We start from the raw sequence: 23,191 nt of genomic DNA, 5'->3' as shown, positions 1-23,191 counted from the left end.
CGCCGGCGCCCCTCCGGCCCTGCGGCGCATGCCGAATGGCCGGTCGAACACCAGAGGATCAGCGTTCGAGGGCGGCAGCCAGCGCGGCGATGCTGCGCTGCCAGAGGTGGGTCAGGCGGTTGGCCTCCGCGGCTGTGAACAGGGCATCGCTCCAGCGCCAGTTGGTGCTGAGTTGCGGACCGTCCGGCGTGGTTCCGATGGCCGCGATGACGTCGAGGGCGTAGCGCAGCGGCAGGTCCGGTTCCGGGCCGAGCGGGAGCGCCGCGTTGCGCGGGCCGGTAAGCAGCGACCATGGTTGGCCAGTAGTGCCGCTGAGGTCGACCCGGCCCAGGTAGTTGAACTCGACCTGAGGTTCGGCCGCCGTCAACAGTTCCGGCGTGCGGTTGAGGTAGCGGAGCAGGCCGTAGTCCAGGCCCTGCTGCGGAATCGCGCTGAGGTGCGCGGTGACCGAATCCAACAGCGCCCGTGCGGCGTTCGGATCCGCCTCGGCGCGGGCCACATCGATCGCCGCCGCGCCCACACCGAGCCGGACCGGGAACACGCTGGTGAACCAGCCGAGGGTGTTCGCGGTGTCGGTGTCGGTGTCGAGGACGGCGTCGGCGCGACCGTGGCTCTCCAATGCGATGAGCGCACCGGAGGTCGGATCCTGCTCGCGCTCTCGCCGCCACGCGGCCAGCGTCATGGCCAGCGCGGCAAGCAGGAATTCGCGGACGCCCTCCTCCTTGGTCAGGGTGGCGAGCACGCGCTTGGTGACCTCGACCGACGTTACCGCGGAGGTAACCCGCAGCGAGGACCAAGTGTCGGCGGCCGGGACCGGATGCCGGGCGCCGAGCGCAGGATCCGGATCTCGGACCTGCCCGGCCCAATAGTCGCGCTGAGCAAGCACTTCCGGCTCTGCGGCCCGCTGCCACATCAGCTGCGACCAGCGGCGGTAAGAGGTGAACTCCGGCAACGTCTTCGGAGCGGCACCGGATTCGACCGCCTGCCACGCCTCGGCAGCACCGCCGAGCATGATGTGCCAGGAAACGACATCGACCGCCAGGTGATGCACCGCCAGCAATAGGATGTCGCCCTGCTCTACGCCGGTGAACCAGACGGCCCGGACCATGTCGCCCGTGCGCGGGTCTATCTCGTCGGTCACCCGGCGCGCAGAATCCGCTATGGCCGTATCGATCTCGGCATCCGTAGCACCCGCCAGATCGACCCTGGTCAGTAGATCGGCGGCGCGGACGGTGCCGGGTTCGCGAGTAACCAGGCGCGGCCCGTCCGGGGTGTCCACCAGCCTGGACCGCAGCGTGTCATGCCCGTCGAGCAATGCCTGGAGCACGGATTCGGTTACCGCACGGCCTATTCCGGCGGGCACCTGGAGCAGCGCGGTCTGGGTGAAGCGGCGGAAGTTGCCGTGCTCGTACATCCAGGAGACGATGGGCAGCGGCAACACCTCGCCGTAGTCGCCGCCGTCGGCGGGTCCGGCGACGACCGCCGCGGTGTCGACTGCGGCGCCGAGTTCGCGGATGGTCGGGGTGGCCAGCACCATGCGCGGGCGCAGCACGATGCCACGCCTGCGGGCCTTGTTCACCAGTGAGATGGCGACAATACTATCCACGCCGAGCGCGAAGAAATCGTCGTCGATGCCCGGGACCTGGCCGTCGAACAGCTCGGCGAAGACCTCGCACAGGGTGCGCTCGGTATCGGTGGTCGCGGCTATGGCGCTTGTGGTCGCACTACCGGACAACGCCTGCTCGGCCAATCGGTCCAGTGCGTGGCCGTCGAGTTTGCCGTTCGCGTTCACCGGCAGATCGGCGAGCACTACGATCCGGGCCGGAACCATGTACGCGGGCAAGCGTTCCGAGAGGGCGGCACGCAATCTGCCGGTTTCACCGTCGCGATCTGCCCGGCAGACAACGAATCCGACGAGACTCGCGCCACCTGCGCGGCGCACCACGGTGACCGCGGCGGTGTCGACGCCGGGCAGCCTACGGAGTGCGGTCTCGATCTCGCCGATCTCTATGCGATAGCCGCGGATCTTCACCTGAGCGTCGGCGCGTCCGAGGTAGGCGAAACCGCCGTGCGTGAGCCGTCGCACCATGTCACCGGTGCGATACATGCGCTGTCCCGGCCGGAACGGGTCGGCCACGAAACGGTCGGCGGTGACGGCGGGTTTGCCGATGTAGCCGCGCGCCAATTGCGGGCCGGACAGGTACAACTCACCGACCACGCCATGCGGTACCGGCCGCAGCATGGAATCGAAGACATAGCCGGACATTCCGGCGTTCGGGATGCCGATCGTCGGCGTCGCGAAATCCCCGACGGGGGCGACCACGGCCTCGACGGTTGTCTCCGTCGGCCCGTAGCAGTTGTAGACGGCGGTGCCCGACAGCGCCCGCAGCCGCGCCCACAGCGCGGTATCGATCGCCTCGCCACCCAGTGCCAGCACCGGCAACTCGCGGTCGAGCAGCCCGGCCGCGGTGAGCTGCGCGAGCATCGAGGGCGTGGTGTCGATCATGTCGACGGCATGCTCGGCGATGCCTTCGACCAGGCGGTGCGCATCACGCATCTCCTCCGCATCGAACAGGTGCAGCGCCTGGCCTCCCAGGAAACCCACCATCGGCTGCCAGGAGGCGTCGAAGCTCAGCGACCAGGCGTGCGCGATGCGCAGCGGGCGGCCGAGCCGGGCCACGGCCGGACGATAGAAACGGTCGCGATGATCGGCGAAATAGCTGGTCACCGCTGCGTTCGTGCCCGCTACGCCCTTCGGTTCACCGGTCGATCCAGAGGTGAAGATCAGGTAGGCGCAGTGCTCCGGGTGTCGAGCCACCGTGGGTGCGACCGGTTCGCGTCGCGAAATGCGTTCGGCTACGGCGGGATCGTCGAGTACCAGTGCGGACAGCGCGGGAATGATCTGCCCGCGGCAGCTGGCCACGGTGAGGGCAAGCACCGGCCGCGCTTGGCGCAGAATGGATTCGATCCGAGCGGCGGGCAACGAGATATCCACCGGGACGTAGGCGCCGCCCGCGCCCAACACGGCGAGGATCGCGATGATCGACTGTGCAGAACGCGGCAGCACCAGAGCCACTACGGTTTCCGGACCGACGCCGTGTTCGGTCAGCTCCGCGGCCAATCTGCAGGCCTCGCCGTGCAGACCGGCGTAGGTGTAGCGCTCCCCCGCGGTGGTGGTCAGCGCCGGCGCATCCGGCGTGGCCAGGACCTGCCGCTCGAACAACTCCCACACTGTGGCCATGTTCGGAGCTTCTGCCGTTGCGGCCGTTCGGAATTCGATGTGCTCCGCCGCAGTGAGGATATCCAGGCCGTCCGGGGTAGCTTCGCCGATCGCGGGCAGTTGCCGCAGCACCGCGCACATCCACTCGCCGATTTCCGCGGCCGAGAAATGCGGCAGCGCTTCGGGAATGGCCTCGATCAGCACAAGCAGATCGCCGTCGCTCAAATGCGACACCACCGTCAGCGGATAGTGCGCGAGGCTTTCCATCTCGATCGGCCGGAAGCGTGCGCCATCGGGCGCGGTGACCTCGCGGATGGCATCGTCGATGGGCGCGTTCTCGAAGACGAAGAGCGTGTCGAACAGCGCTCCGTACCCGGCCGCACGCTGCACTGCCGAAAGGCTCAGATAGCCGATATCGCGCATGGCGGCCGATTCCCGCTGCAGCCGCGCGCACTGCTCCAGCACGGTGGCCGTGCGATCCAGATGGTGGACCACCGGCACCGTGTTGATGAATAGCCCGACCATGCCCTCCACCCCGGCAAGCTGCTCGGGCCGACCGGAAATGATGGTGCCGAAGACGATGTCGCGACGGTCGGTGAGCCTGCCGAGCAGCACGGTCCAGGCGAACTGAACCACGGTGTTCAAGGTCAGCCCGTGCCCGCGCGCCCACTGCTGCAGGCGTGTGGTCTCCGCCGCGTCCAGGCGCACTGCGGTCTTCTCGGGCACTGTGCCCCGGGCGGCGGTAGCGCCGTCGGCGATCATCAGCGGACCACTGAGCCCGCCCAGGTACCGGGCCCACTCGGCGGTGGTGGCCGCGGTGTCCTGCGCGCCGAGCCAGCCGATGTAGTCGCGGTACGGACGCGGGTTCGGCAGGCCGTCGCGCGAACCACCCGCCTGGTAGACCGCGAGCAGTTCGGTGTAGAACACCGCGACCGCCCAGCCGTCCATCAGGATGTGATGCACGGTGAGAATCATCCGGCGCATCGACTCGCCCGGCACCGCGAGCAGCACGACGCGCAGGGCCGGGCCCCGGCTCAGGTCGAAGGGGCGGCGGCGCTCCGACTCCGCGATCGCGTCGAATTCGGTGGGCCGCGCGGTCCTTTCGGACCACGGCATCTCGGCGTGCGCGGGCACGATCTGCACCGGCTTGGGCACGTCGCGATCCCAGAACGCGGCGCGCAGGTTTGGATGCCGGTCCAGCATGGCCTGCGCGCTTCGGCGCAGCAGCTCGACGTTCAGCGGGCCGTCGATGTCCACCACGAACTGCATGGTGTAGAGATCGATGCCGTTCCCGCTCATCCGGGACAGTGAGAACAATCCCTCCTGCAGCGGGCTGAGCGCAAGGATGTCCTCGATCTGCGGCGGAGCGGCGGTCACGACTGTGCCTGCCAGGAGGCGGTGAGCGCGGCCAGGGCGTCGGCATCCAGGCCGGACGCGCTCATCGGCGCGTGCTCCTGTTGTGCCGCAGCTTCCGAATTCGACTCGGCCGCAGGCTGATCCGCGGCCGCATCGACCGCGGCGGCCAGCTCGGCCACCGTCATGTATTCGAAGACCAACTGCGGGGTAAGCGCCAGGCCGAACGCGGCGGCCCGGGCCGACCACTGGATGGAGATCACACTGTCGCCGCCGAGCGCGAAGAAATTGTCGTCGGGATCCACATCGGTGATGTCGAGGAGCTCCTCCAGCAGCGCGATCAGCGTGCGCTCGGTCTCCGCCGAGCCGCCGGTGGCACTCCGCGGAGGATCCTCGGCCGCCGCGACCGGTGGCGCCAGCAGCCGTTCCAGGTCGGCGACCGGCAGCACCTCGAGCTCGGTTACGGTGCGATCCGGTGCGGTGGCGTACGCGTCCAGGGTCGCCGCCAGCGCGTCGGCGATGAGCCGGGCGGTCGCCGGATCGTAGAGATCGGCGTTGACCACGACCCGCACGTCCACGCCGCCGTCGGCGGTCACATTCAGACTCAGGTTCAGGTCGAGGAACGAGATGTCGAAGTCGACCGGCAGCACCGACACCGTCGTCGCGCCCGCCACGGTGAGCTCGCACGGACGCGGCGCCCAGTCCGCACCTCGGAAGTGGATCATGCTCTGGAACAGCGGATTCCGGGACCGCGAGCGCACCGGGTTGAGCGCTTCCACCAGTCGCTCGATGGGCAGCTCCTGGTGTCCGTGGGCGTCCAGCACCACATCGCGGCTGCGCGCGATCGTGTCGCCAAGGGTCGGATCCCCGGACAGATCGTTGCGCAGCACGAGCATGTTGGCGAACAGCCCGAACATGGCGCCGGTGGCCGGTTCGACCCGGGACGCGACCGGGGTGCCCAGCGCGATGTCGGTGCCGCCGCCGAGCTTGTGCAGCAGGGTCGCGACCACGGCCTGGTAGACCATGAATTCGCTGACGCCGCGCTGTTCGGCGAGCGCCGCGAGGCCGTCGCGGCGGGCCGCGGGGAGGGTGAAGGTCGCCACCTCGCCACGCTTGCCGAGCACCCGTGGGCGCGGCCGATCCGGCGCCACCGAGATCTCGTCGGGCAGCCCGGCGAGCACACCGCGCCAGTGCTCCAGCTCGGCCCGGCCGAACGGACTCGGCGCGCCGGTCTGGCCCGGGTCGAACGCATCCCGTTGCCACAGGGTGTAATCCGCGAACTGTATCGGCAGCGGCGCCCACTGCGGCGCCTGCCCCTCGGACCGTGCCCGGTAGGCCGCGATCAGATCGTCAAGGAAGATGCCGAGGGAGGCGTGGTCGGCGACGATGTGGTGCACCAGCAGCGACAGCACATGTGTCCGCGGGTCGAGCACCAGCAGAGTCGGGCGGATCAGCGGCTCGGACTCGATCACGAACGGGTAGCCGCGCAGCCGCGCCAGCTCGGCGTCAAGGCCGTCCGGCGTGGTCTCTACGATCCGCAGCGGCACCTCCAGCTCCGGATGCACGAGCTGGTACGGAACACCGTCCTGCTCCGGGAAATTGGTGCGCAGCGCCTCGTGCCGGGCCATCACGTCGTTGATCGCGGCAGCCAGCGCGGGCGCGTCCAGCGGGCCGTCGAACCGCATCGCGAACGGCATGTTGCCGACCTCGCTCGCGCCCTCCATCCGATACTCGAACCACATGGCCAGCTGCGAGTAGGACAGCGGAATCCGTTCGGGGCGTGAGGCTTCGGTGAGCAGCGGGCGCTGCGACACCGGCCCTGCGGCGGGCGCTGGTTCGGTCTCGGCACGTTCGTCGGAGTCCATCGCGTCGAGGTCGATGCCGAACTCGTCGCGGAACTGGGCGACCAGCCGGGCCGCGAGCTTGGCCGGTGCCGGGGTGTCGAAGATGACGCGCACGTCCAGCTCGACGCCGAACTCGGCCCGGATCTGCGCGACCAGCCGGGCCGCGAGCAGCGAGTGACCGCCGAGTTCGAAGAACGAGTCGTCGGCGCCGACCCGCTCCAGCGTGAACAACTGGGCGTAGACCGCGCACATTCGGCGCTCGGTCGCCGTCGCGGGCTCGCGGTAGCTGCGCGCCACGGCGGGGGTCGGCGCGGGCAGCGCCCGCTTATCGAGCTTGCCGTTGACGGTCAGCGGGATCTCCGGGATGACCGCGAAAGCACTGGGCACCATGTACTCCGGCAGCATCGCCACCGCGTGCTCCCGGACCTGCTCCAGATCGACTTCGGCGGAACCGCTTTCACCGGTCGCGGGCACCACGTAGGCGGCCAGCATGGGTCCGACGGCGGGGTCCTCGGCGACGATCACGACGCAGTGCCCGACCGTGGGATGGGTCGCGATTGCGGCCTCGACCTCGCCGAGCTCGATCCGGAAGCCGCGCACCTTGACCTGCTCGTCGGCGCGTCCGACGAACTCCAGCTCACTGAAGGCATTGCGGCGCACCAGGTCTCCGGAACGGTACAGCCGCTCCCCGGGGTTGAACGGATCGGCGACAAAGCGCTGGGCGCTCAGCGCCGCGCGCCCCAGGTAGCCGCGGGCCAGCTGGGCGCCGCCCAGGTAGAGCTCACCGACCACCCCGGCGGGCGCCAGCTGCAGCGCGTCGTCCAGCACGTAGGTGTAGACATTGCGGTTCGGAATGCCGATCGGCACCACGCCGGTGCCCTGCGGTCCCTCGACCGACATGTGGGTCGAGCAGACCACCGCCTCGGTCGGACCGTAGTGGTTGCGCAGTTCCGCGTCGAAGATCCCAGCGAACTTGTCGGCCACCTCGCCGGGCAGCGCCTCACCGCCGACCGGAACATGCCGCAGCGCACGCCATTCGCTCACCTCCGGCAGTAACAGGAAGGTGCTCAGCATGGACGGCACCATGTGCAGCACGGTGACGCCGCGGCGGGTGATCAGGTCGGCGACGTAGCGGATGTCACGGAACGCGTCCGGCTTCGGCACGATCAGCCGCGCGCCGAGACCGAGGGTGACGAAAATGTCCAGCAACGAGGCGTCGAAACTCACCGAGGACGACTGCAGCAGCCGATCCTGCTCGGTCATCCCCCATTCGGCGATGAAGCCCTCGATATGCTCGGCAATCGCGTGGTGCGGCACCGGGACACCCTTGGGCTTGCCGGTGGAGCCGGAGGTGTAGATAACGTAGGCGAGATGCCCGGGCAGCAGCGGTCGCAGTCGGTCGGCATCGGTAGGTGCGGCGGCCGGCAGGTCGGCGGCGGCCGATTCGGCGGCGTCCAGCTCCACCCGGCCGAGCACCAGGCGGGGCCGGGCGTCTTCGACCAGGTAGTCGATGCGATCGTCAGGGTAGGCGGGGTCTATCGGCAGGTAGGCAGCGCCGGCCTTCATGACGCCGAGCAGCGCGACGATGAATTCGATCGAGGTGCTCATGCGCAGCCCGACGATGTCCTCGGTGCCGATGCCCTGGTCGATCAGCCAGTGCGCCAAGCGGTTCGCGCGCCGGTGCAGCTGCGCGTAGGTCAGCTCGGCGGTGTCTGAGACCAGTGCGAGGGTGTCCGGCCGATGCGCCGCGGCGGATTCCAGCAGCGCGACCATGGTGGTCGCAGGCGCGGCCACCAGCTCTCCGCGCGACTGCTCCAGGATGGTGGCACGATCGGCCGCGCCGAGCATATCGAGATCGCCCAGCCTCCGGCCAGGTTCGGCCAGCGCGCTGTCCAGCAGCTGAACGTAGTGCGCGAGTAATTGATCGACGAGCGGTTGGGCGAGCACGTCGGTCTGGTACTCGATTTCGAGCAGGGCGGCCGCCGGATCGAGCACCACGGCCAGCGCCAGCGGCACCTGCGCGGTCGGCGCGCCGAGCTCCAGCGCCCGCGCGGTAACGCCGTCCAGGGCGAATCCGTCGGCGCTCTTGCGCACGCTGAACCCGAGGCAGACCAGCTGATCCATGCCGTCCCGGCCCGCAATCCGCTCCGGATTCGCCTCGCGGACAACGCGATCGATGCCGACATCCTGGTGCGCAAAGCCACCGAGGCAGGTTTCGCGCACCGCGTCGACGAAGGTAGCGAAGGTGTCGGCGGGACGTACGGTGGCACGCACCAGCAGGGTGTTGCCGAAGTAGCCGATGAGGCGCTCGGCTGCGGCGCGGCGCGCGGTGACCGGGATGGAGACCAGGAAATCCGGTGCGGCGGTATATCGGTGGATCAATACGTCGAACGCGGCCAGCAGCACCATGAACGGGGTCGCGGACCACTCGCGGGCGAATGCCTCCACCCGGGCGACGAGTTCGGCGGGCAGCGCGCGGGTGCGGCGCTCGGCCTGCTTGGACGGCGCGGCGGCAGCCGAGCCGGGGAGCTCCAGCGGCTCGGGCAGCGGGCGCAGCGTGGAACGCCAGTAGTCGATATCGGCCTCGGCGGGTTCGGCCGGACCGTCGAGCACCTCGACGGCGACGAATCGACCGGTGTCGCTCACGCTCTCACGCCCGTTGTAGGCCGCGTTCAGCTCAGTGAAGAACACCGCCCAGGAGTCGTCGTCCCAGCAGATGTGGTGCACGACCAGCACGAGCACGAATTCCTCCGCACCGGTACGTGCCAGCGTGACCCGAAGTGGCAATTCGGCAGCCAGGTCGAAGGGCCTGCCGAACTCGCGCCGGGCCAGCACCTCGATCCGCCGCTCGCGGCCCGATTCGGGCAGATCCATCAGATCGTGGGACTGCCAGTCGATCTCCGAGGTCTCCTGGAACACCTGGTACGGCTCGCCCTCGGCGTCGACACCGTAGGTGGTGCGCAGGATGTCGTGCCTGGCGACCACGCCGTTGACGGCGGCGCGCAGCCGGGCCTCGTCCAGCGCCCCGGTCAGCCGGTAGGACACGCAAATATTGAGAGTGGTGTCCGCGGCGTCCCTGGTCTGCAGGAACCACATCCGGCGCTGGCCCGCGGAGAGCGGGTAGCGCTCGCCTGCGCGGATCTGCGGGACCGGGCTCGCGGCGGAATCCGCTGCGGCCAGCCCGCTTTCGCGCAGGCGCTGCTGCATGAGCAGCTTGCGGCGGTCGAGCACGGAGAGGTTCGTGCCATCGGTGTGCGACATGAATCTGCCCCTAGCCCTAGTTGGTGTTCTCTGCCATCAGCAGCACGACATCGTTTAGCGATGCGCCGCCCAGAATCGCTGCGACCGGCAGGTCGCGGTCCAGCTCCGCCTTGATCCGCTTGCGGAAATCCAACGCCTGCAGCGAATCCAGGCCGAGCGCCACCAACGGGACAGAGCCGTCGATGGATTCGGTGCCGTCGGTGCCCATCACCTTGCCCAGCTGCCGCAGGACCTGGTCGGACAGCGAGACATCGACTGCGGCCGCCGCACTCGACTGCTCGGCAACGGGCTGCGCCGCGACGGCGTCTGCCACCGTCAGCGCCGGCGTGAGCAGCTCCACCTGTGCCAGTATGTCGGTCAGCAGCGGACCCCAGCCGACCGCGGAGATGATGTCGGACAGCTGCGCCCAATCGGCGGCCATCACGAGACGGTTTCCGGGCCGGCCGATTTCGGCATGTTCGGTGAAACCGACGGCGAGGGCATCGCGCGGGTCCATGGAGACGCCACCCGCGGCGGTGATCCGGTCGAGGCCCACCGCATGCAGCGGTCCTTCGAGATCCCAGATTCCCCACTGCACCGCAACAGCATTCGTGCCCGAGAACCGCAACCGGGTCGCCAGCACGTCGAGCATCCGATTGACGGTGGAGTACAGAATCTGTCCCCGGCCGCCGAAGATGGCCGCCGCGGAAGAACAGATGATGATTCGGCAAGCGTCGGCAAGCGGAAGTAGCCGGAGGAGATGATCGGTGCCGATGATTTTCGAGCTCGCCATCTCGAGCACCTTCTCGGTGGTGATATCGGCGAGTTCGGCGCCCACATAGTTCACCGCGGCGTGTACGAGCATGGTGGCAGGCGTGGCCATGTGGTCGGCGGCGAGCCGTCGCACGCTGGATTCATCGCTGACATCGCAGGCGGCGACGATCACTTCGGCACCGATTTCCCGGATGGCCCGCAATCGACCCGCGACCGCCTCGGTTTCGCCCGAGCGGCTCAGCAGCGTGATGCGCTCGGCACCGCGACGGGCGAGGTATTCGGCGAACTTCAGGCCTAAAGTCCCAGTGCCGCCGACGATTACGACGTGCTCGAGGTCTCGGGGGTCCGGCGTCTCGGTCGGGCGCGCGGAATCCACTTCGAGCCGCTTGGCGTAGAGCCCGCCGCCGCGCAGCGCGAGTTGCGCCTCGTCCTTGGTGTGCAAGGCGCGCACGATGGTCGCGGCTCGCGCCGCATCCACATCGCCTGCTCCCAGATCGAGATGACGGAACGCGGTACCGATGTTCTCTAGACCGATGCAGCGGAATCCGGCGGACACCGCGCCGTGGAACAAATGCGGCGCGGGATCTTCGGCTACCACCGACTCGCCCCCGATGGTCACCAGCCAGCAGTCAACGACGGTCGGGTCGATGGCGGGCAGCCACCGAGAGGCGTAGAAATCGGAGAGTTCGTGGACCGCGGCGGGTGCGTCCTGGTCCGGGAGTTCGGGCAGCAGGACGACAACCGAGTTGTAGTCCGCGATGGCCGCAGGCTTGTCCGGGTCGTAGACCGTCGCGCTCGCGCCATGGTTGTACGCCGCGGCGCACACTGCCGCGGCCAGTTCGCCGCAACGCCCGGTGTGGTCGACGACCAACAGGCTGCGCGGCGACACCAGGGACCGACGCTCGAGCCGTACCCAGTTCTCGGCAAACCGGGTCGGGCGCTGACCGTGGTCGGCTTCGGTTGACTCGCTCGACACGGTCGCCGATTGGTTCGGGGCCCACAGCTGCTGGCGTTTCATCACCGTGTTCGGGAAATCGCGCAATGGTAGTTCCACTGTGCTCGAACCGGATTCGGCGCGCAGCGCGTCCCATCGGTAGTTCAGGTCGTGCACCGCCACGGTGGCCACGTTCCTGGTGAACTCCCGCAGCCCTTCGGCGGTGCGCAGCGAAGTGCCGATGACCCGGAAGTCCTTGGCGGGCACCGACTCGGGCACCAGGGTCAGGTTCTCCTGCAAGGCCAGCTGCAGCATAGGATGCTCGGCGATCTCGATCAGGGTGTCCACCCCGTCGGTCGCCGCCGCGACTACCGCGCGATCGAATCGCACCCGATTGCGCAGGTTCCAGTACCAGTAGTGCCGATGTGTCAGGTCGGGCGTGATGGGAACGCCGAGCGTCGCTCCGTAGCTGGGAATTTCGGTGACCGCAAAATGGCTGCTGCTCATCTCGTCGTTGAGCACGGCCTCCAGATCGCTCCGGTACTCGCTGACAATCGAGGTGTGCGCGGGATACGCGACCCGGATCTCCTTGGCGAACTGACCGCGCGAGTTCGCGAGCGCCACCATCTCGACGATGGTGGCGCGGTCACCGGAGATGGCCAGAATGTGCGGGGAGTTGATCACCGACAGCTCTGCCCAGCCGGAATGCCTGGCCAGCAAGGCCTCACAGTCATCGCGATCCATGCCGAGCACGGCCATCGAGAAACCACCCGGCGACATCCGGCCGACCAGCTTGGCGCGGTGGGTCACGGCCAGCACCGCATCTCGCAGCGTCATGATGCCCGAGACCGCACCAGCCGCCAGCTCACCCTGGCTGTGCCCGATGGTGGCGCCCGGCGTGACACCGGCCGCACGCCACATGGCGGCCAGGCCGACCATATGGAACATCAACGCAGGCTGAACTTCCCACACCGTGTCGTCGAACCGGCCGGCGTGCCCGAGCAGGTAGTGCAGGGGCTTGTCGTCGCCGAACCGTTCCAGGTGGATCGCGGCACACTCGTCGATCGTGGCCCGATATTCCTGCGACATCTTGTAATACAGTGCCCCCATGCCGGGCCGCTGACTGCCCTGGCCGGGAAATACGAACCCGACCCGGCGGGCGGTGGCCGCGCTGTCCCCGGCTATCACGGCAGGATGCGTGGCCTCCGCTAGGAACGCACTCAACGCCTCGAGCAGTTCCTCGCGGGTGCGCACCAGGGCGAGCACCCGATGGCGGCGCGGTGTGCGTGTTCGAAATAGCATGTCCGCCAATTGATTTGGGGATACACGATGATGACCCTCGAGGTAGCGGAGGATCGCGGCGGCTTCGGCACGCAACCCGTCGGCCGTATCGGAGGACAGCAACACCGGGATGGTGCCGTCCGGCATCTGGTAGCTAGACATCGGAATCCTCCTCCAGCGCCGGCATGCCGATGATCGCGTGCGCATTCGTACCCGCGACGCCGAACGACGACACGGCGCCGTAACGCATGCCGTCAACCGGTTCCCACGCATCGAATTCGACGGCCAGCTGCAAACCGGTTTTATCCCAATCGATTTCGGTCGTCGGGTTGTCACTCCACAGCGTCGGCGCGATCTGGCCGTTGGCGCCGCACAACAGCACCTTGATCAGGCCGAGCACCCCCGAGGCGGCCTGGGCGTGACCGACATTGGATTTGACCGAGCCGAGCAGCGCGCGACCGGACCCGTATGTCCTGCTCAGCGCGGTCAGCTCGAGCGGGTCTCCGACCGGTGTCCCGGTGCCGTGGCCTTCGATCAGACCGACCAGCTCCGGCGCGATGTCGGCAACAGCCAGCGTGTCGCGGACCAGACGTTCCTGGGCGGCGGCACTCGGAACGGCCAGCGGTGCACCCTTGCCGTTGTGGTTGATCCGCGAACCGAGCAGGCGGCCGTAGATCCGGTGCCCCAGTTCGCGAGCCCGGGATTCAGGCTCCAGCACCACAACTCCGGCGCCCTCACCCCAGAGAGTGCCGGTTACGTCCGCCGCGTAGGGACGGCAGTGGCCATCCGTAGCCAGCGCATTGTTCTTCGAGAACTCGTAGAAGGCGCCGGGTGAGCCCATGACGCACACCCCACCGGCCAGCGCCCAGTCGCACTCCCCCGCACGAATCGCGGCGGCGGCCTGATGAACCGCGGTCAATGAGGAGGCGCAGGCCGTGTCCACACTGACCGACGGCCCGATCAGACCGAGTCCGTGCGAGATCCGGCCCGCGACCGCGCCGAGGGCGGTACCGGTCACCCGGTAACCGCTGTACTCGTTGACGCTTGCGACGCCGGGCCCGTACTCGGTGGCGGAGACACCCATCCACACACCGGCCTGCATGCTCTCCAGCGCACCCGGATTGAGTCCGGCATGCTCCAACGCCCGCCAGGCGACCCGCATGCCCACCCGCTGCTGCGGGTCCATTGCGACCGCCTCGCGCGGGGTGATCCCGAAAAACATCGGATCGAATTCCGTGGCGCCATCGAGGAACCCACCGGCGTCGCGCACCGGCGACCAGCCGTCGATCCGGCCCAGCGAAAGCAACTCCTCGACCGGCCATTCCCGATTGCGCGGGAACGGGCCGATCATCTCGCGGGACTCCGCGAGCATCGACCAGAAGGCGGGCAGCGTGTCGATCCCCCCGGGCGCCTCGACGGCCATTCCGACGACGACGATCGGATCGTCGGTTGTGGATGTCCTCATCATGTCCTCTGTGTGATCGCTACGCGACTGTGCTGGTCTGCGGCACAAGCAGTTCCGCGATGCCGTCGAGATGGTCGCCGATGTAGAAGTGGCCTCCCGCGAACAGCGTCACCTCGAGATCCGCGCTGGTATGCGCCGACCACGCGTACAGATCGCGCGGCGTGACGAACGGATCCTCGTCACCGCCGAGCACCTGCAGCGGGACGTCGACCCGGACGTCGGCGGCGCACGAGTAAGCGTCGAAGGCCCGATAGTCGGCCTTCATCACCGGCAACGCCATCCGCATGACATCACGGCTGGCCATGACATCCGCGTCGGTGCCGTTGAGCGCGGCCAGGTGGTCGAGGAGTTCCTCGTCCGTGGTGGGATGCCCAGGCAGGTCGGCGATCCGACCGGGCGCGGCCGCGGACGATGCCGCGAGCAGTCGGACATCCACTCCCGAAGTCTCGGCGAGGCGGACGAATTCGAAGGCCACGATAGCGCCCATGCTGTGCCCGAAAAGGGTGAGTGGAGCGTCCCGATGCTGCGGTGCCGAGAGATATCCCTCGAGCGCACCGGCGGCCATCTCGGGAAGGGTCGCGGCGGCAGGTTCGGCCGCCCGGTCCTGGCGACCGGGGTATTGCAGCAGCTGCACATCGAAGTGCGCACTCAGCGCCTTGGAGAACGCACGATACGCGGAGGCCCCCGCACCAGCGTGCGGGCAGATCAGCAGTGGTGGGCAATCGGCCGAACGGGGTTTGTGGAACTGTCGGATCCATCCGAGACTTGCTGGCATTTCTCACTCCTGCGCTCCCGCCGGACGATCGTGAGCGCGGAAAATTCGCGCCACCAATCGCCACTGCTATCGGCGGCGTACAACACCCCCCACACTCGCTGCACTAGCTGATATGTGGTCTGAAAATCGGTCGCCCGATATTAGCGTAGGCTACCCTAATTATTCTACGACTGTCGCGTGGGTCACCGTCTCATTGGTCGGTGAGATAACCCCCGCGCGCGAAGAATTCGCCCCCGGAGTGCTCCACGCCTGCGGCCGTTCGAATCTTGGCGATCACCAGGCCCCGGTTCGCGCCGCGATGCGCGTCGAGACCGGCGACGACCGCGCCGCCGCCCTCCTGCACGATCACCCGGCCTGGGGTGCCGCCGTAGCGCGCCTGTGAAACCTCCGCTTCGAGCACCTCGATCCGTTCGCCTCGATAGAACGTGTAGGCCCGCGGGTACGGTTCGGACAGCGCGCGGACAAAACGCTCCAGATCGACCGCCGACCAACTCCAGTCGATCAGGCTGTCGCGCTCCGAGCGCTTGTGAAAGTACGTGCGCTCCGCCGTGTTCTGCGGTCGCCAGATCGCGGTGCCGGATTCCAGCGCGGCCAGCGCCTCGTGCACCGCACCAGGAATCATCTCCATCCCGCGCAGCACGAGTTCGGTGCCGGTGTCGGCGGGACCGATGGGCAGCGAACGCTGCACCAGGATGTCTCCGGTGTCGAGGCCCTCGTCCATGCGGTGAACCGTCAGACCGAATTCGGATTCGCCACTGATCAGCGCCCAGAGCACCGGGGAGAATCCGGTGAACTTCGGCAGCAGCGAATCATGCAGGTTCAGGGTGCCGTGCGGCGGAAGGTTGTAGAGCTCCGCGGGCATCCAGGTGTACCAGCTGTTGACCACGATCACGTCGGGCTCGGCCCGCTTCACCAGATCGATGGTCTGCGCATCGGCCCGCTCGGTGAGGTGCACCGGAATTCCGTGTTCGCGCGCAAGCTCCTCGACCGAATCCGACCATATCGCCTTGTAGGACTGCGCACTGGCCGGATGGGTGACCGCGAGCACCACCTCATGGTCCGAATCAATCAGGGCTTGCAGAGTTTTGCGCCCCCAGGTCTGGAAGCCGAACGACACGACACGCATGAACCGAACCTCATCTCAACAATAGTAAGGGCAGCCTACCCTACATTGCCGTCGGGTTGCTCAGCTGGCCAGCGCGCTCACGTTCACACGCGCACGAGCCGAGGAACGCACGGGAGCGGTGCGCAGCACGCGATCGGAAAGCTCGCCGAGGCAACTGAGATTCGGGAAACCGGGCCCCTGCGCCACCGCGGCCATGCTCGGCAGGTAGAGCTTGGCACCGAGGCCGGCGACAGCGAGGTCGTAGCCGATAGCGGACTCGATCCTGGACTGGGTGAGCGGGCCGCCGATGGCGAGCTCCAGCAGATCCTTGGCATCGGCGTCGATCAGGTCGAGGAACCACAGCGGCTGCCCGCCGGTCGCGTCAACCACCAAGTCGAAGTTGTGCACCTGGTCGGCGCGCAACTCGTTGCGCAGCGTCAACGCCACGCCCTCACCCTGCTCGACGATGCGGGTCACGCGACCCTGCAGATGATGAACGCGGCTGTCGCCCAACAGACTTTCCTGCACCCGAACGGAGAACACGCCGCGGTCGGTGCGCCGGATGACATCGCGCCGCTCCTGCATACTCAGCGCGCTCCACTTGTTCGGATCGCTGTAGAGCGCATTCTCGAAGAAGCTTTCGCCGCGGGTGTACAGGGTCGCCATCGGCGAGATCACCGAGATGGTCAGCATCTCGTGCCGGACCAGTTCGTCCAACGCCGATCCCGCCGTCTCACCTCCGCCGATGACCGCCGCACGCGAACAGACCGGAAGCCGACGCCTACCGGCCAGATCCCAGAATTCGGCGATGCTGAGCACGCGCGGATGTTCGGCGAGCGCCTTGGTGCTGCGCCCTGGACCCGTGATCATCAATGCGTCCGCGTCGATTTCGGTCATGCCGCCATCGGCGTCGGCGACCGATACCAGCCAACCCTCGACCGCCGCATCCGGTCGCTGCCTGATCGAACCGACAGTGCCGAGCACCAATTCCAGATCGATCTCGCGCGCCACCCACTGCAGGTATTTGGCCCAAACATGGTGCTGCGGACTAGGTCTGCCGCGATCGATCCATTCGGCATAGGTGCCGTGCTCGACCAGGAAGGCGGCCCAGCTGTAGGCCATCATCGCCTCGTTGATCGCGCCGTTGTGGCCGCGCGCCCAAGTGGAGTGGTACGGGAAGCCGATGTCCTTCTCCGGGCTCGTGCCCAGCCGGTGCCGGCCGTCGGTCCAGCCGCCGCTGGGCAGCCAGTTGCCACCCACCGCGTGCGCCTCGACCACGATCACGCGCGGCGCGGGTAATCCGAGTTTCCGCAGTACATGCGACTTCGCCGCCACCGCTAGGGCTTTGGGTCCCGCACCGACTACCAGAAGGGTCTCCACTCCGCTCTCCCACTCTCTCGCGAGCGCCGTGCCCGTTCGTGTTGTGTTCGCGAACACAGCCGCAAACTCGCCCCCATATTTGCATAGGCTTACCTTATATTGCTGTACGGGTGCTCGGGATCACCGAAGCACCCAGCCCCGAAAGATTGGACGAACACCCATGCTCAGCACCGCACGCAAGAAGGTCGTCACGCTCGCAGCCACCGCGCTGATCGGCGCTTTCGCCACCGCAACCGTGGCGACGCCGGCCATCGCGGCGCCGCTCACCGCGCCGCTGCGGGCCGAGGCCCCTGGCACCGGCGAGCTGAAAGCCAAGCTGGCGCTCGCGATCAACACCGGTGCGTCCCGCGCCGCCCGCGCCGCCGAACTCGAGGCAGGCGAGGCCGGACTGCCGCTGCTCGACCAGGTCGGCGGGGCCATGGCCGCCGCGCCGCCCAGCTTCCGGTGGACCATCCTCGGCCCGGTCAGCGTCAACGGCGACACCCTCAGCGCGAAGCTGCAGACCGCCGTCGACGGCTTCGACCCGTTCCAGTTCAACCTCACCTGGCGCCAGCTCGACGGCACCTGGAAGCTGACCCGCGAATCCGAGTGCACGGTGGCCAGTGTCGCGTTCCTGCCCTGCAGCCTGTGATGAACGACGCCTCGTAATACCCGGCGCCGCAAGGGAAAGCGGCCACCGAACGCTCGGTGGCCGCTTTCGGTCGCTCGGCCGCGGTGACAGGTAGCCCGCGACAATCAAGTGTCGTTAGGCTAACCTTAGTCGCATGGGCAAGGGATTCAACGGAGTACTGGTCAAGGCCTGGGGCGGCGATGATTACCAGCTCACGGTCACCTCGACCGAGTACCTGACCGACACATTCATCCGGATCGGCTTCACCGCGGGTGGACTGCTCGCCGACCACCCGGTGCACCCCACCCAGTGGGTCAGATTGTGGATTCCGGACGAGACCAGCGACAAGCTGCACCACCGCGGCTACACCCTCGTCGATCCGGATCCTGCAGGCGACAGTTTCTTCATCGAGTTCGTGCTGCACGACGGACCGGCGACCAAGTGGGCGCAGCGGGCCGCTGTCGGCGACAAGCTCGACGTCACGGTGCTCGGGTCCAATTTCACACTGCCGGAGGCCACTCCGAGCGAGTACATCGTCTTCGGCGACACTGCGTCACTGCCCGCGATCAACTCACTGCTGGAGGCTATCGGCGACACCCCGGCCCGCGTCTGGCTGGAATGGCAGTACGAATCCGACCGGACCCTGCCGCTGCGCAACAAGCCGCACCACCAGGTGACCTGGATGCAGCGCATCGACGACGGGCGTCTGCTGCGCGAAAAGGCACAGGAAATCGCCTGCCCCGGTGATGCATTCGCGTGGGTCGCCTGTGATGGTGCCAGCACGCGCTCGATCGTGAAGACCCTCAAGACCACCCACAACCTGCCGAAGACGGCCATCAAATACCAGGCCTACTGGAAGTAGTTCCGCACGGTTGTCCGACGCCGCATCCGCTTCGCCTAGCGGGTGCGGCGTTTCATGTATCTCGATCCCATCCCCGGCATCGTCGACGGTTGCAGACCGCCACCGACGCACCATGCGGCCGACGAGATTCTGGTGGCGTTCCTTGTCCAACCGCGTGGTGCGCAGGCCGCGGACGTCTCGTCTGCGGCCGCCGAGTGAACTCGGGCATCCACGACCCGGTCCGCCGATAGTCGCTATGCCGGAGCCGGTTCCAGCCGCCAGCCGGTGGCACGCGAGCGCTCGTTCCAGAACTCGGCATATCGGCCGTCTGCCGCGAGCAGTTCGGCGTGCGTACCGCGTTCCACGATGCGACCGCCGTCGACGAACAGGATCTGGTCGGCGTGCGCGATGGTGGTCAGCCGATGCGCGACAACGATCACCGTCTTGTCCCTGGTGAGTTCGTGCACTCCGCGCACAACGACTGCCTCGCTGTGCGGATCGAGCGCGCTGGTTGCCTCGTCCAACAACACGATCGGCGCGTCCTCGAGCAGTGCCGCGCGATCGAAACACGCTGGCGCTCACCGCCGGAGAGCGCCACGCCGCCCTCGCCGACGCGGGTGTCGAAGCCATCGGGGAGCCGGTCGACGATCTCGTCCGCCCTGGCCGCCTCGGCCGCGCGCCGCACCTCGGCGTCGGTGGCCTCCGGCCTGCCGATCCGAATGTTCTCGGCCACCGACTGATCGAAGAGATAGACGTTCTGGAAGACAAGGGACAACTGATCCAGCACGACGACGGCCCCCTGGTCCGACTCTTCATCGAAATCTGGGCAATCGCGGCCGCCGAACCCACGATCCGGGATGTCGTCACGACATTCTACGCCGAATACACCCACCAGGTGGCCGAATTCATCCGACACCATCAGCCCGAGTCGGATCCCGCCACCGCCCGCGCCCGCGCGGAAACCTTCGTCGCACTCATGGAAGGCGCGACACTGATGCGATCGGGCATCGCGGCGCACCGATCCCCCGCCACCGACGACATCATCCGGACTGCCGCGGTCACCCTGCTCACCGGAACCTCCGCCACTCCGAGGTGAACGAGCGGGATACCGGAAGGGGTTGTTGCACCGGGGTACTCGTGGTGTCCATGCACGAAAACTGCATCGGGCCCGATGCTTTCCGGTGTTCGACGCAACGCGGAAGCTTATGTGAACGGCAGGCCATACCGCCTACCCGAACCAATGCCGCTCGTTACGTTTTCCACCTATAGCAATACGACCCAACGGAATTCGATCAGTGCCGATCGCCACCCGCCTGTGGTCGCGAGTATCAATAGGTGGAGTTGTGAAAATGTTCGTTACGCAAATCATTTCGACTATTGCCGATTGCCGAACAGATCCCGGCGAACTCACCACAGGCGAGGCTCATCGCGCGATGCAGGTCCACCTGTCCTGCGGCGTGGATGTGTGCAAGGTTCGCCGCAGGGCGCGCCGGACCCTGGTGGAGGCCCGCCTGATGGTGCTGGACGAGCGCGCGGAGCCGTAGCCGGGTCGCCGATGGAATCGAAGACGGCACGCCGGCGTTACCTACCGTCATGACCACCACAGAATCCGATCGCTCCACCCCCGTCGTCGATCCCGGCACCACCTTCGGCGCCAAGGTCGCCGCACGCCTCGACAGCGAACAAGTCATCTGGCTGACCACCGTCGGCGCCAGCGGAACCCCGCAGCCGAACCCGGTCTGGTTCGGCTGGGACGGCGAGGAATTTCTGTTCTTCAGCCAGCCCGACAAGCCCAAGCTGCGCAATATCGCCCGCAATTCCCGGGTCTCGCTGAACCTCAATGCCACCGAAACCGGCGGCAATGTCGTCATCCTCACCGGCACCGCCCGCGTCGACGAATCGGGCGCCACCGCGGAGGAGATTGCCGCCTATACCGAGAAATACACCAAGGGCCTCGTCGATATCTCGATGACCGACGAAGAGTTCTTCGCCGAATACTCCGTCGCCGTCCGGGTCACGCCCGACCGCCTGCGCGGATTCTGACCCGGTTTCGGGTATCACCATCCGGACCGCTCTAGCGAGCCGACTACTGTCATTCCTGATGAGAAGGAGGCAGCAGCCGCCGTTGCCCAAGCGGTACGGCCTGGATCCGGCCCGCCTCCGCCTGCCGGAGGAGGGTGATTGGGCGACCGTTCGTGACCATTTGGTCGAGCGGCTGCCCCGGGTGCCTGCGGCCAGAATCGACCAACTGCTGCGCGAAGGCGGCATTGTCGATCTCGAGGGTCCGCTCACGCTCGACGCGCCGTATGTCCCCGGTGGTGCGGTGTGGTTCCACCGTGACCTGCCCGACGAGACCACCGTTCCCTTCGGCATCACCATCGTGCACCGCGACGACGACCTGCTCGTGGTGGACAAGCCGCACTTCCTTGCCACCATTCCGCGCGGTCAGCACATTCTGCAAACCGCGCTGGTTCGGCTGCGCCGCGAGCTCGAGCTGCCCGATCTGATCCCGGCCCATCGGCTGGACCGCGTCACCGCGGGCCTGATTCTGTTCATCGCCAATCCGGCGCGACGCGGCGCGTATCAGACGATGTTCCACAAGCGGACCGTCCGCAAGGAGTACGAGGCGATCGCGCCCTACGATCCCGCGCTCGAGCTGCCGCGCACGGTGCGCAGCCGCATCATCAAGGAAAAGCAGGTGCTCGTCGCGCAGGAAGTGGCCGGTGAGCCCAACGCCGAAACGCGGATCGAACTGCTGGAGCACCGCGACGGGCTCGGCCGCTATCGGCTGCGCCCGCTGACCGGTCGCACCCACCAGCTGCGGCTGCATATGAACGGTCTCGGCATCCCGATCCTCGGCGACGATTTCTATCCGGTGCTCACCGACAAGCCGGTGGACGATTTCACCAAGCCACTGCAATTGCTCGCCTCGTCGCTCGAGTTCACCGACCCGATCACCGGCGTGCCGCGCCGCTTCGAAACTACGCGCACGCTACAGGCCTGGACGGACCCGAAAGCATGGGCTGACTGAAACGCGTTTCAGTCAGATCGATCACAGATCTTCCCAGGCCGACGCGGATAAGTAGACTGAGCCGGATGCTTCAACAGGACTCCGAGGAAGCGGCCCCGCCCGGCCACACACTGCACGCGTACATCGACGTGGCCGTCGTTGTGGTCGTCCTGGCAGGCACCAATCTGATCGCCCACTTCACCACGGCGTGGGCCAGCATCGTGACCGTCCCGGTCGCCGCCCTCGCGCTGCTGGCGCTGGTTCGACGTCGCGGACTCGGCTGGTCCGAGCTGGGACTCTCGCCACGACACTGGCGCCGCGGCTCGATATACGCGCTGGCCGCTGTCGGCCTGGTGCTCGCCGTCGTCGCGGTCGGTGCGATGCTGCCGATGACCCGTCCGTTCTTCCTCGCCGACCGCTACGCCACCATCTCCGGCGCGCTGATCGCATCGATGATCGTGATCCCACTGCAAACGGTGATCCCCGAGGAACTGGCATTCCGCGGCGTGCTGCACGGCACCCTCGATCGGGTCTACGGCGCCCGTGGCGTCTTCGCCGCGGGCTCACTGCTGTTCGGCCTGTGGCACATCGCCTCGTCCTTCGGCCTGACCTCGGGCAATCGGGGACTGAGCGGATTCATCGGCGGCGGCGTCGCCGGCCAGATCATCGGCATCATCCTCGCCGTCGCGGCGACCGCCGCCGCGGGCGTGGTGTTCACCTGGCTTCGCAGGCGCAGCGGCAGCCTGCTCGCCCCGATCGCCTTGCACTGGTCGGTCAACGGTGCGGGCGCCCTCGCGGCCGCCATCGTCTGGCACACCACACTCAGCTGATCGAGCTACATTGCGAAGATGCCCCTAGGACACCTCGGCATCAACGTCGGCGATCTCGTTGCCGCCCATACTTATTACGACGCACTCATGCCGCTGCTCGACTACGAGCCGTTAGTGCACGATGACACACAATTCGCCTACCGCCCGAGCAATGGCAAGGTAGGCACCTTCCTGTTCTTCTATCCCGCCGAATCGTCCGGCTATTCGCGCGCACACCCCGGACTTCAGCACCTCGCCTTCATGGTCCCGACCCGCGCGGCTGTCGACCGCGTGCACACATGGGCCGCCGCCCGCGGCGATGAAGTCGTCCATACTCCACAAGAATTCCCGCAGTATCCGCCGCCCTACTACGCCACATTCTGGACCGACCCCGACGGCATCATGCTCGAGGCGGTCTGCCACAAGAACGTGTGATGGGGGCGCCGATCGCTCGCATGATTCGAATGGGTGGCCGCTCTCGATTCGAGCAGGTGTTCGAGCGTCGGCATTGACCTCGGGGAGATGTCGGTTTAGTCTCACTGCGATCACA

Annotated in this window: 16 protein-coding genes and 1 pseudogene; 9 read left to right on the top strand and 8 right to left on the bottom strand. The window is 67.4% G+C overall.

Features of this window, described 5'->3' with window-relative positions; translation table 11 throughout:
- Positions 1 to 58: 58 nt before the first annotated feature.
- The 7 genes from OHA42_RS09490 to OHA42_RS09460 all read right to left on the bottom strand — a co-directional run bounded on the left by OHA42_RS09490 (position 59) and on the right by OHA42_RS09460 (position 17,371).
- Positions 59 to 4,597 (bottom strand): amino acid adenylation domain-containing protein, encoded by a 4,539-nt coding sequence (locus OHA42_RS09490; protein ID WP_406236259.1) that lies wholly within the window; start codon positions 4,595 to 4,597, stop codon positions 59 to 61.
- Positions 4,594 to 9,678, bottom strand: coding sequence for an amino acid adenylation domain-containing protein (locus tag OHA42_RS09485; RefSeq protein WP_406236257.1), 5,085 nt, complete (start codon positions 9,676 to 9,678; stop codon positions 4,594 to 4,596). The genes OHA42_RS09490 and OHA42_RS09485 overlap by 4 nt, the downstream gene beginning before the upstream one ends.
- A 16-nt stretch (positions 9,679 to 9,694) precedes the next feature.
- A complete protein-coding gene (nbtC, locus tag OHA42_RS09480; RefSeq protein WP_406236255.1) occupies positions 9,695 to 12,808 on the bottom strand; it encodes a nocobactin polyketide synthase NbtC in 3,114 nt (1,037 codons plus the stop codon).
- Entirely contained in the window at positions 12,801 to 14,111 is a 1,311-nt protein-coding gene (locus OHA42_RS09475; RefSeq protein WP_406239246.1) for a polyketide synthase, read from the bottom strand. The genes nbtC and OHA42_RS09475 overlap by 8 nt, the downstream gene beginning before the upstream one ends.
- Before the next feature lie 19 nt (positions 14,112 to 14,130).
- Positions 14,131 to 14,886, bottom strand: coding sequence for a thioesterase II family protein (locus OHA42_RS09470; RefSeq protein ID WP_406236253.1), 756 nt, complete (start codon positions 14,884 to 14,886; stop codon positions 14,131 to 14,133).
- Positions 14,887 to 15,076: 190 nt separating this feature from the next.
- Positions 15,077 to 16,012: a methionyl-tRNA formyltransferase gene (locus OHA42_RS09465; RefSeq protein ID WP_406236251.1), complete on the bottom strand. Its 936-nt coding sequence runs from the start codon at positions 16,010 to 16,012 to the stop codon at positions 15,077 to 15,079.
- Positions 16,013 to 16,072: 60 nt separating this feature from the next.
- Positions 16,073 to 17,371 (bottom strand): SidA/IucD/PvdA family monooxygenase, encoded by a 1,299-nt coding sequence (locus tag OHA42_RS09460; protein WP_406236249.1) that lies wholly within the window; start codon positions 17,369 to 17,371, stop codon positions 16,073 to 16,075.
- A 160-nt stretch (positions 17,372 to 17,531) separates the two neighbouring features.
- On the opposite strand from OHA42_RS09460, the gene OHA42_RS09455 reads away from it, so the two are divergent.
- From OHA42_RS09455 to OHA42_RS09445, 3 genes are all read left to right on the top strand, one after another.
- Entirely contained in the window at positions 17,532 to 18,002 is a 471-nt protein-coding gene (locus tag OHA42_RS09455) for a hypothetical protein (RefSeq protein WP_406236247.1), read from the top strand.
- 133 nt (positions 18,003 to 18,135) lie between these two features.
- Positions 18,136 to 18,843: a siderophore-interacting protein gene (locus OHA42_RS09450; protein WP_406236245.1), complete on the top strand. Its 708-nt coding sequence runs from the start codon at positions 18,136 to 18,138 to the stop codon at positions 18,841 to 18,843.
- A 54-nt stretch (positions 18,844 to 18,897) separates the two neighbouring features.
- Complete coding sequence (locus OHA42_RS09445) at positions 18,898 to 19,041, top strand: hypothetical protein (protein ID WP_406236243.1); 144 nt, start codon at positions 18,898 to 18,900, stop codon at positions 19,039 to 19,041.
- Between the two features lie 35 nt (positions 19,042 to 19,076).
- Here the strand turns inward: OHA42_RS09445 and OHA42_RS09440 are convergent.
- Positions 19,077 to 19,609 (bottom strand): annotated as a pseudogene (locus OHA42_RS09440) (ATP-binding cassette domain-containing protein); the annotation flags it as partial.
- Here OHA42_RS09440 and OHA42_RS09435 point away from each other — a divergent pair.
- From OHA42_RS09435 to OHA42_RS09410, 6 genes are all read left to right on the top strand, one after another.
- Positions 19,559 to 19,918, top strand: coding sequence for a TetR family transcriptional regulator C-terminal domain-containing protein (locus tag OHA42_RS09435; protein WP_406239244.1), 360 nt, complete (start codon positions 19,559 to 19,561; stop codon positions 19,916 to 19,918). The pseudogene OHA42_RS09440 and the gene OHA42_RS09435 sit on opposite strands and share 51 nt — an antisense overlap.
- A 253-nt stretch (positions 19,919 to 20,171) precedes the next feature.
- The gene (locus OHA42_RS09430) at positions 20,172 to 20,366 is read left to right on the top strand and encodes a hypothetical protein (protein WP_406236241.1); all 195 of its coding nucleotides are present in this window, start codon (positions 20,172 to 20,174) and stop codon (positions 20,364 to 20,366) included.
- A gap of 49 nt (positions 20,367 to 20,415) precedes the next feature.
- Complete coding sequence (locus OHA42_RS09425) at positions 20,416 to 20,865, top strand: TIGR03667 family PPOX class F420-dependent oxidoreductase (RefSeq protein WP_406236239.1); 450 nt, start codon at positions 20,416 to 20,418, stop codon at positions 20,863 to 20,865.
- A gap of 58 nt (positions 20,866 to 20,923) precedes the next feature.
- Positions 20,924 to 21,853 (top strand): RluA family pseudouridine synthase, encoded by a 930-nt coding sequence (locus tag OHA42_RS09420; protein ID WP_406236237.1) that lies wholly within the window; start codon positions 20,924 to 20,926, stop codon positions 21,851 to 21,853.
- 65 nt (positions 21,854 to 21,918) lie between these two features.
- Entirely contained in the window at positions 21,919 to 22,662 is a 744-nt protein-coding gene (locus tag OHA42_RS09415) for a CPBP family intramembrane glutamic endopeptidase (RefSeq protein WP_406236235.1), read from the top strand.
- A gap of 18 nt (positions 22,663 to 22,680) precedes the next feature.
- Positions 22,681 to 23,076, top strand: coding sequence for a VOC family protein (locus OHA42_RS09410; protein WP_406236233.1), 396 nt, complete (start codon positions 22,681 to 22,683; stop codon positions 23,074 to 23,076).
- The last annotated feature ends 115 nt before the right edge of the window (positions 23,077 to 23,191 follow it).

It is taken from the genome of Nocardia sp. NBC_01009, assembly GCF_045208035.1.
Classification (GTDB): domain Bacteria; phylum Actinomycetota; class Actinomycetes; order Mycobacteriales; family Mycobacteriaceae; genus Nocardia.
Note: the sequence above shows the minus strand (reverse complement) of the source record. Positions and strands in the feature narration are given on the sequence as shown.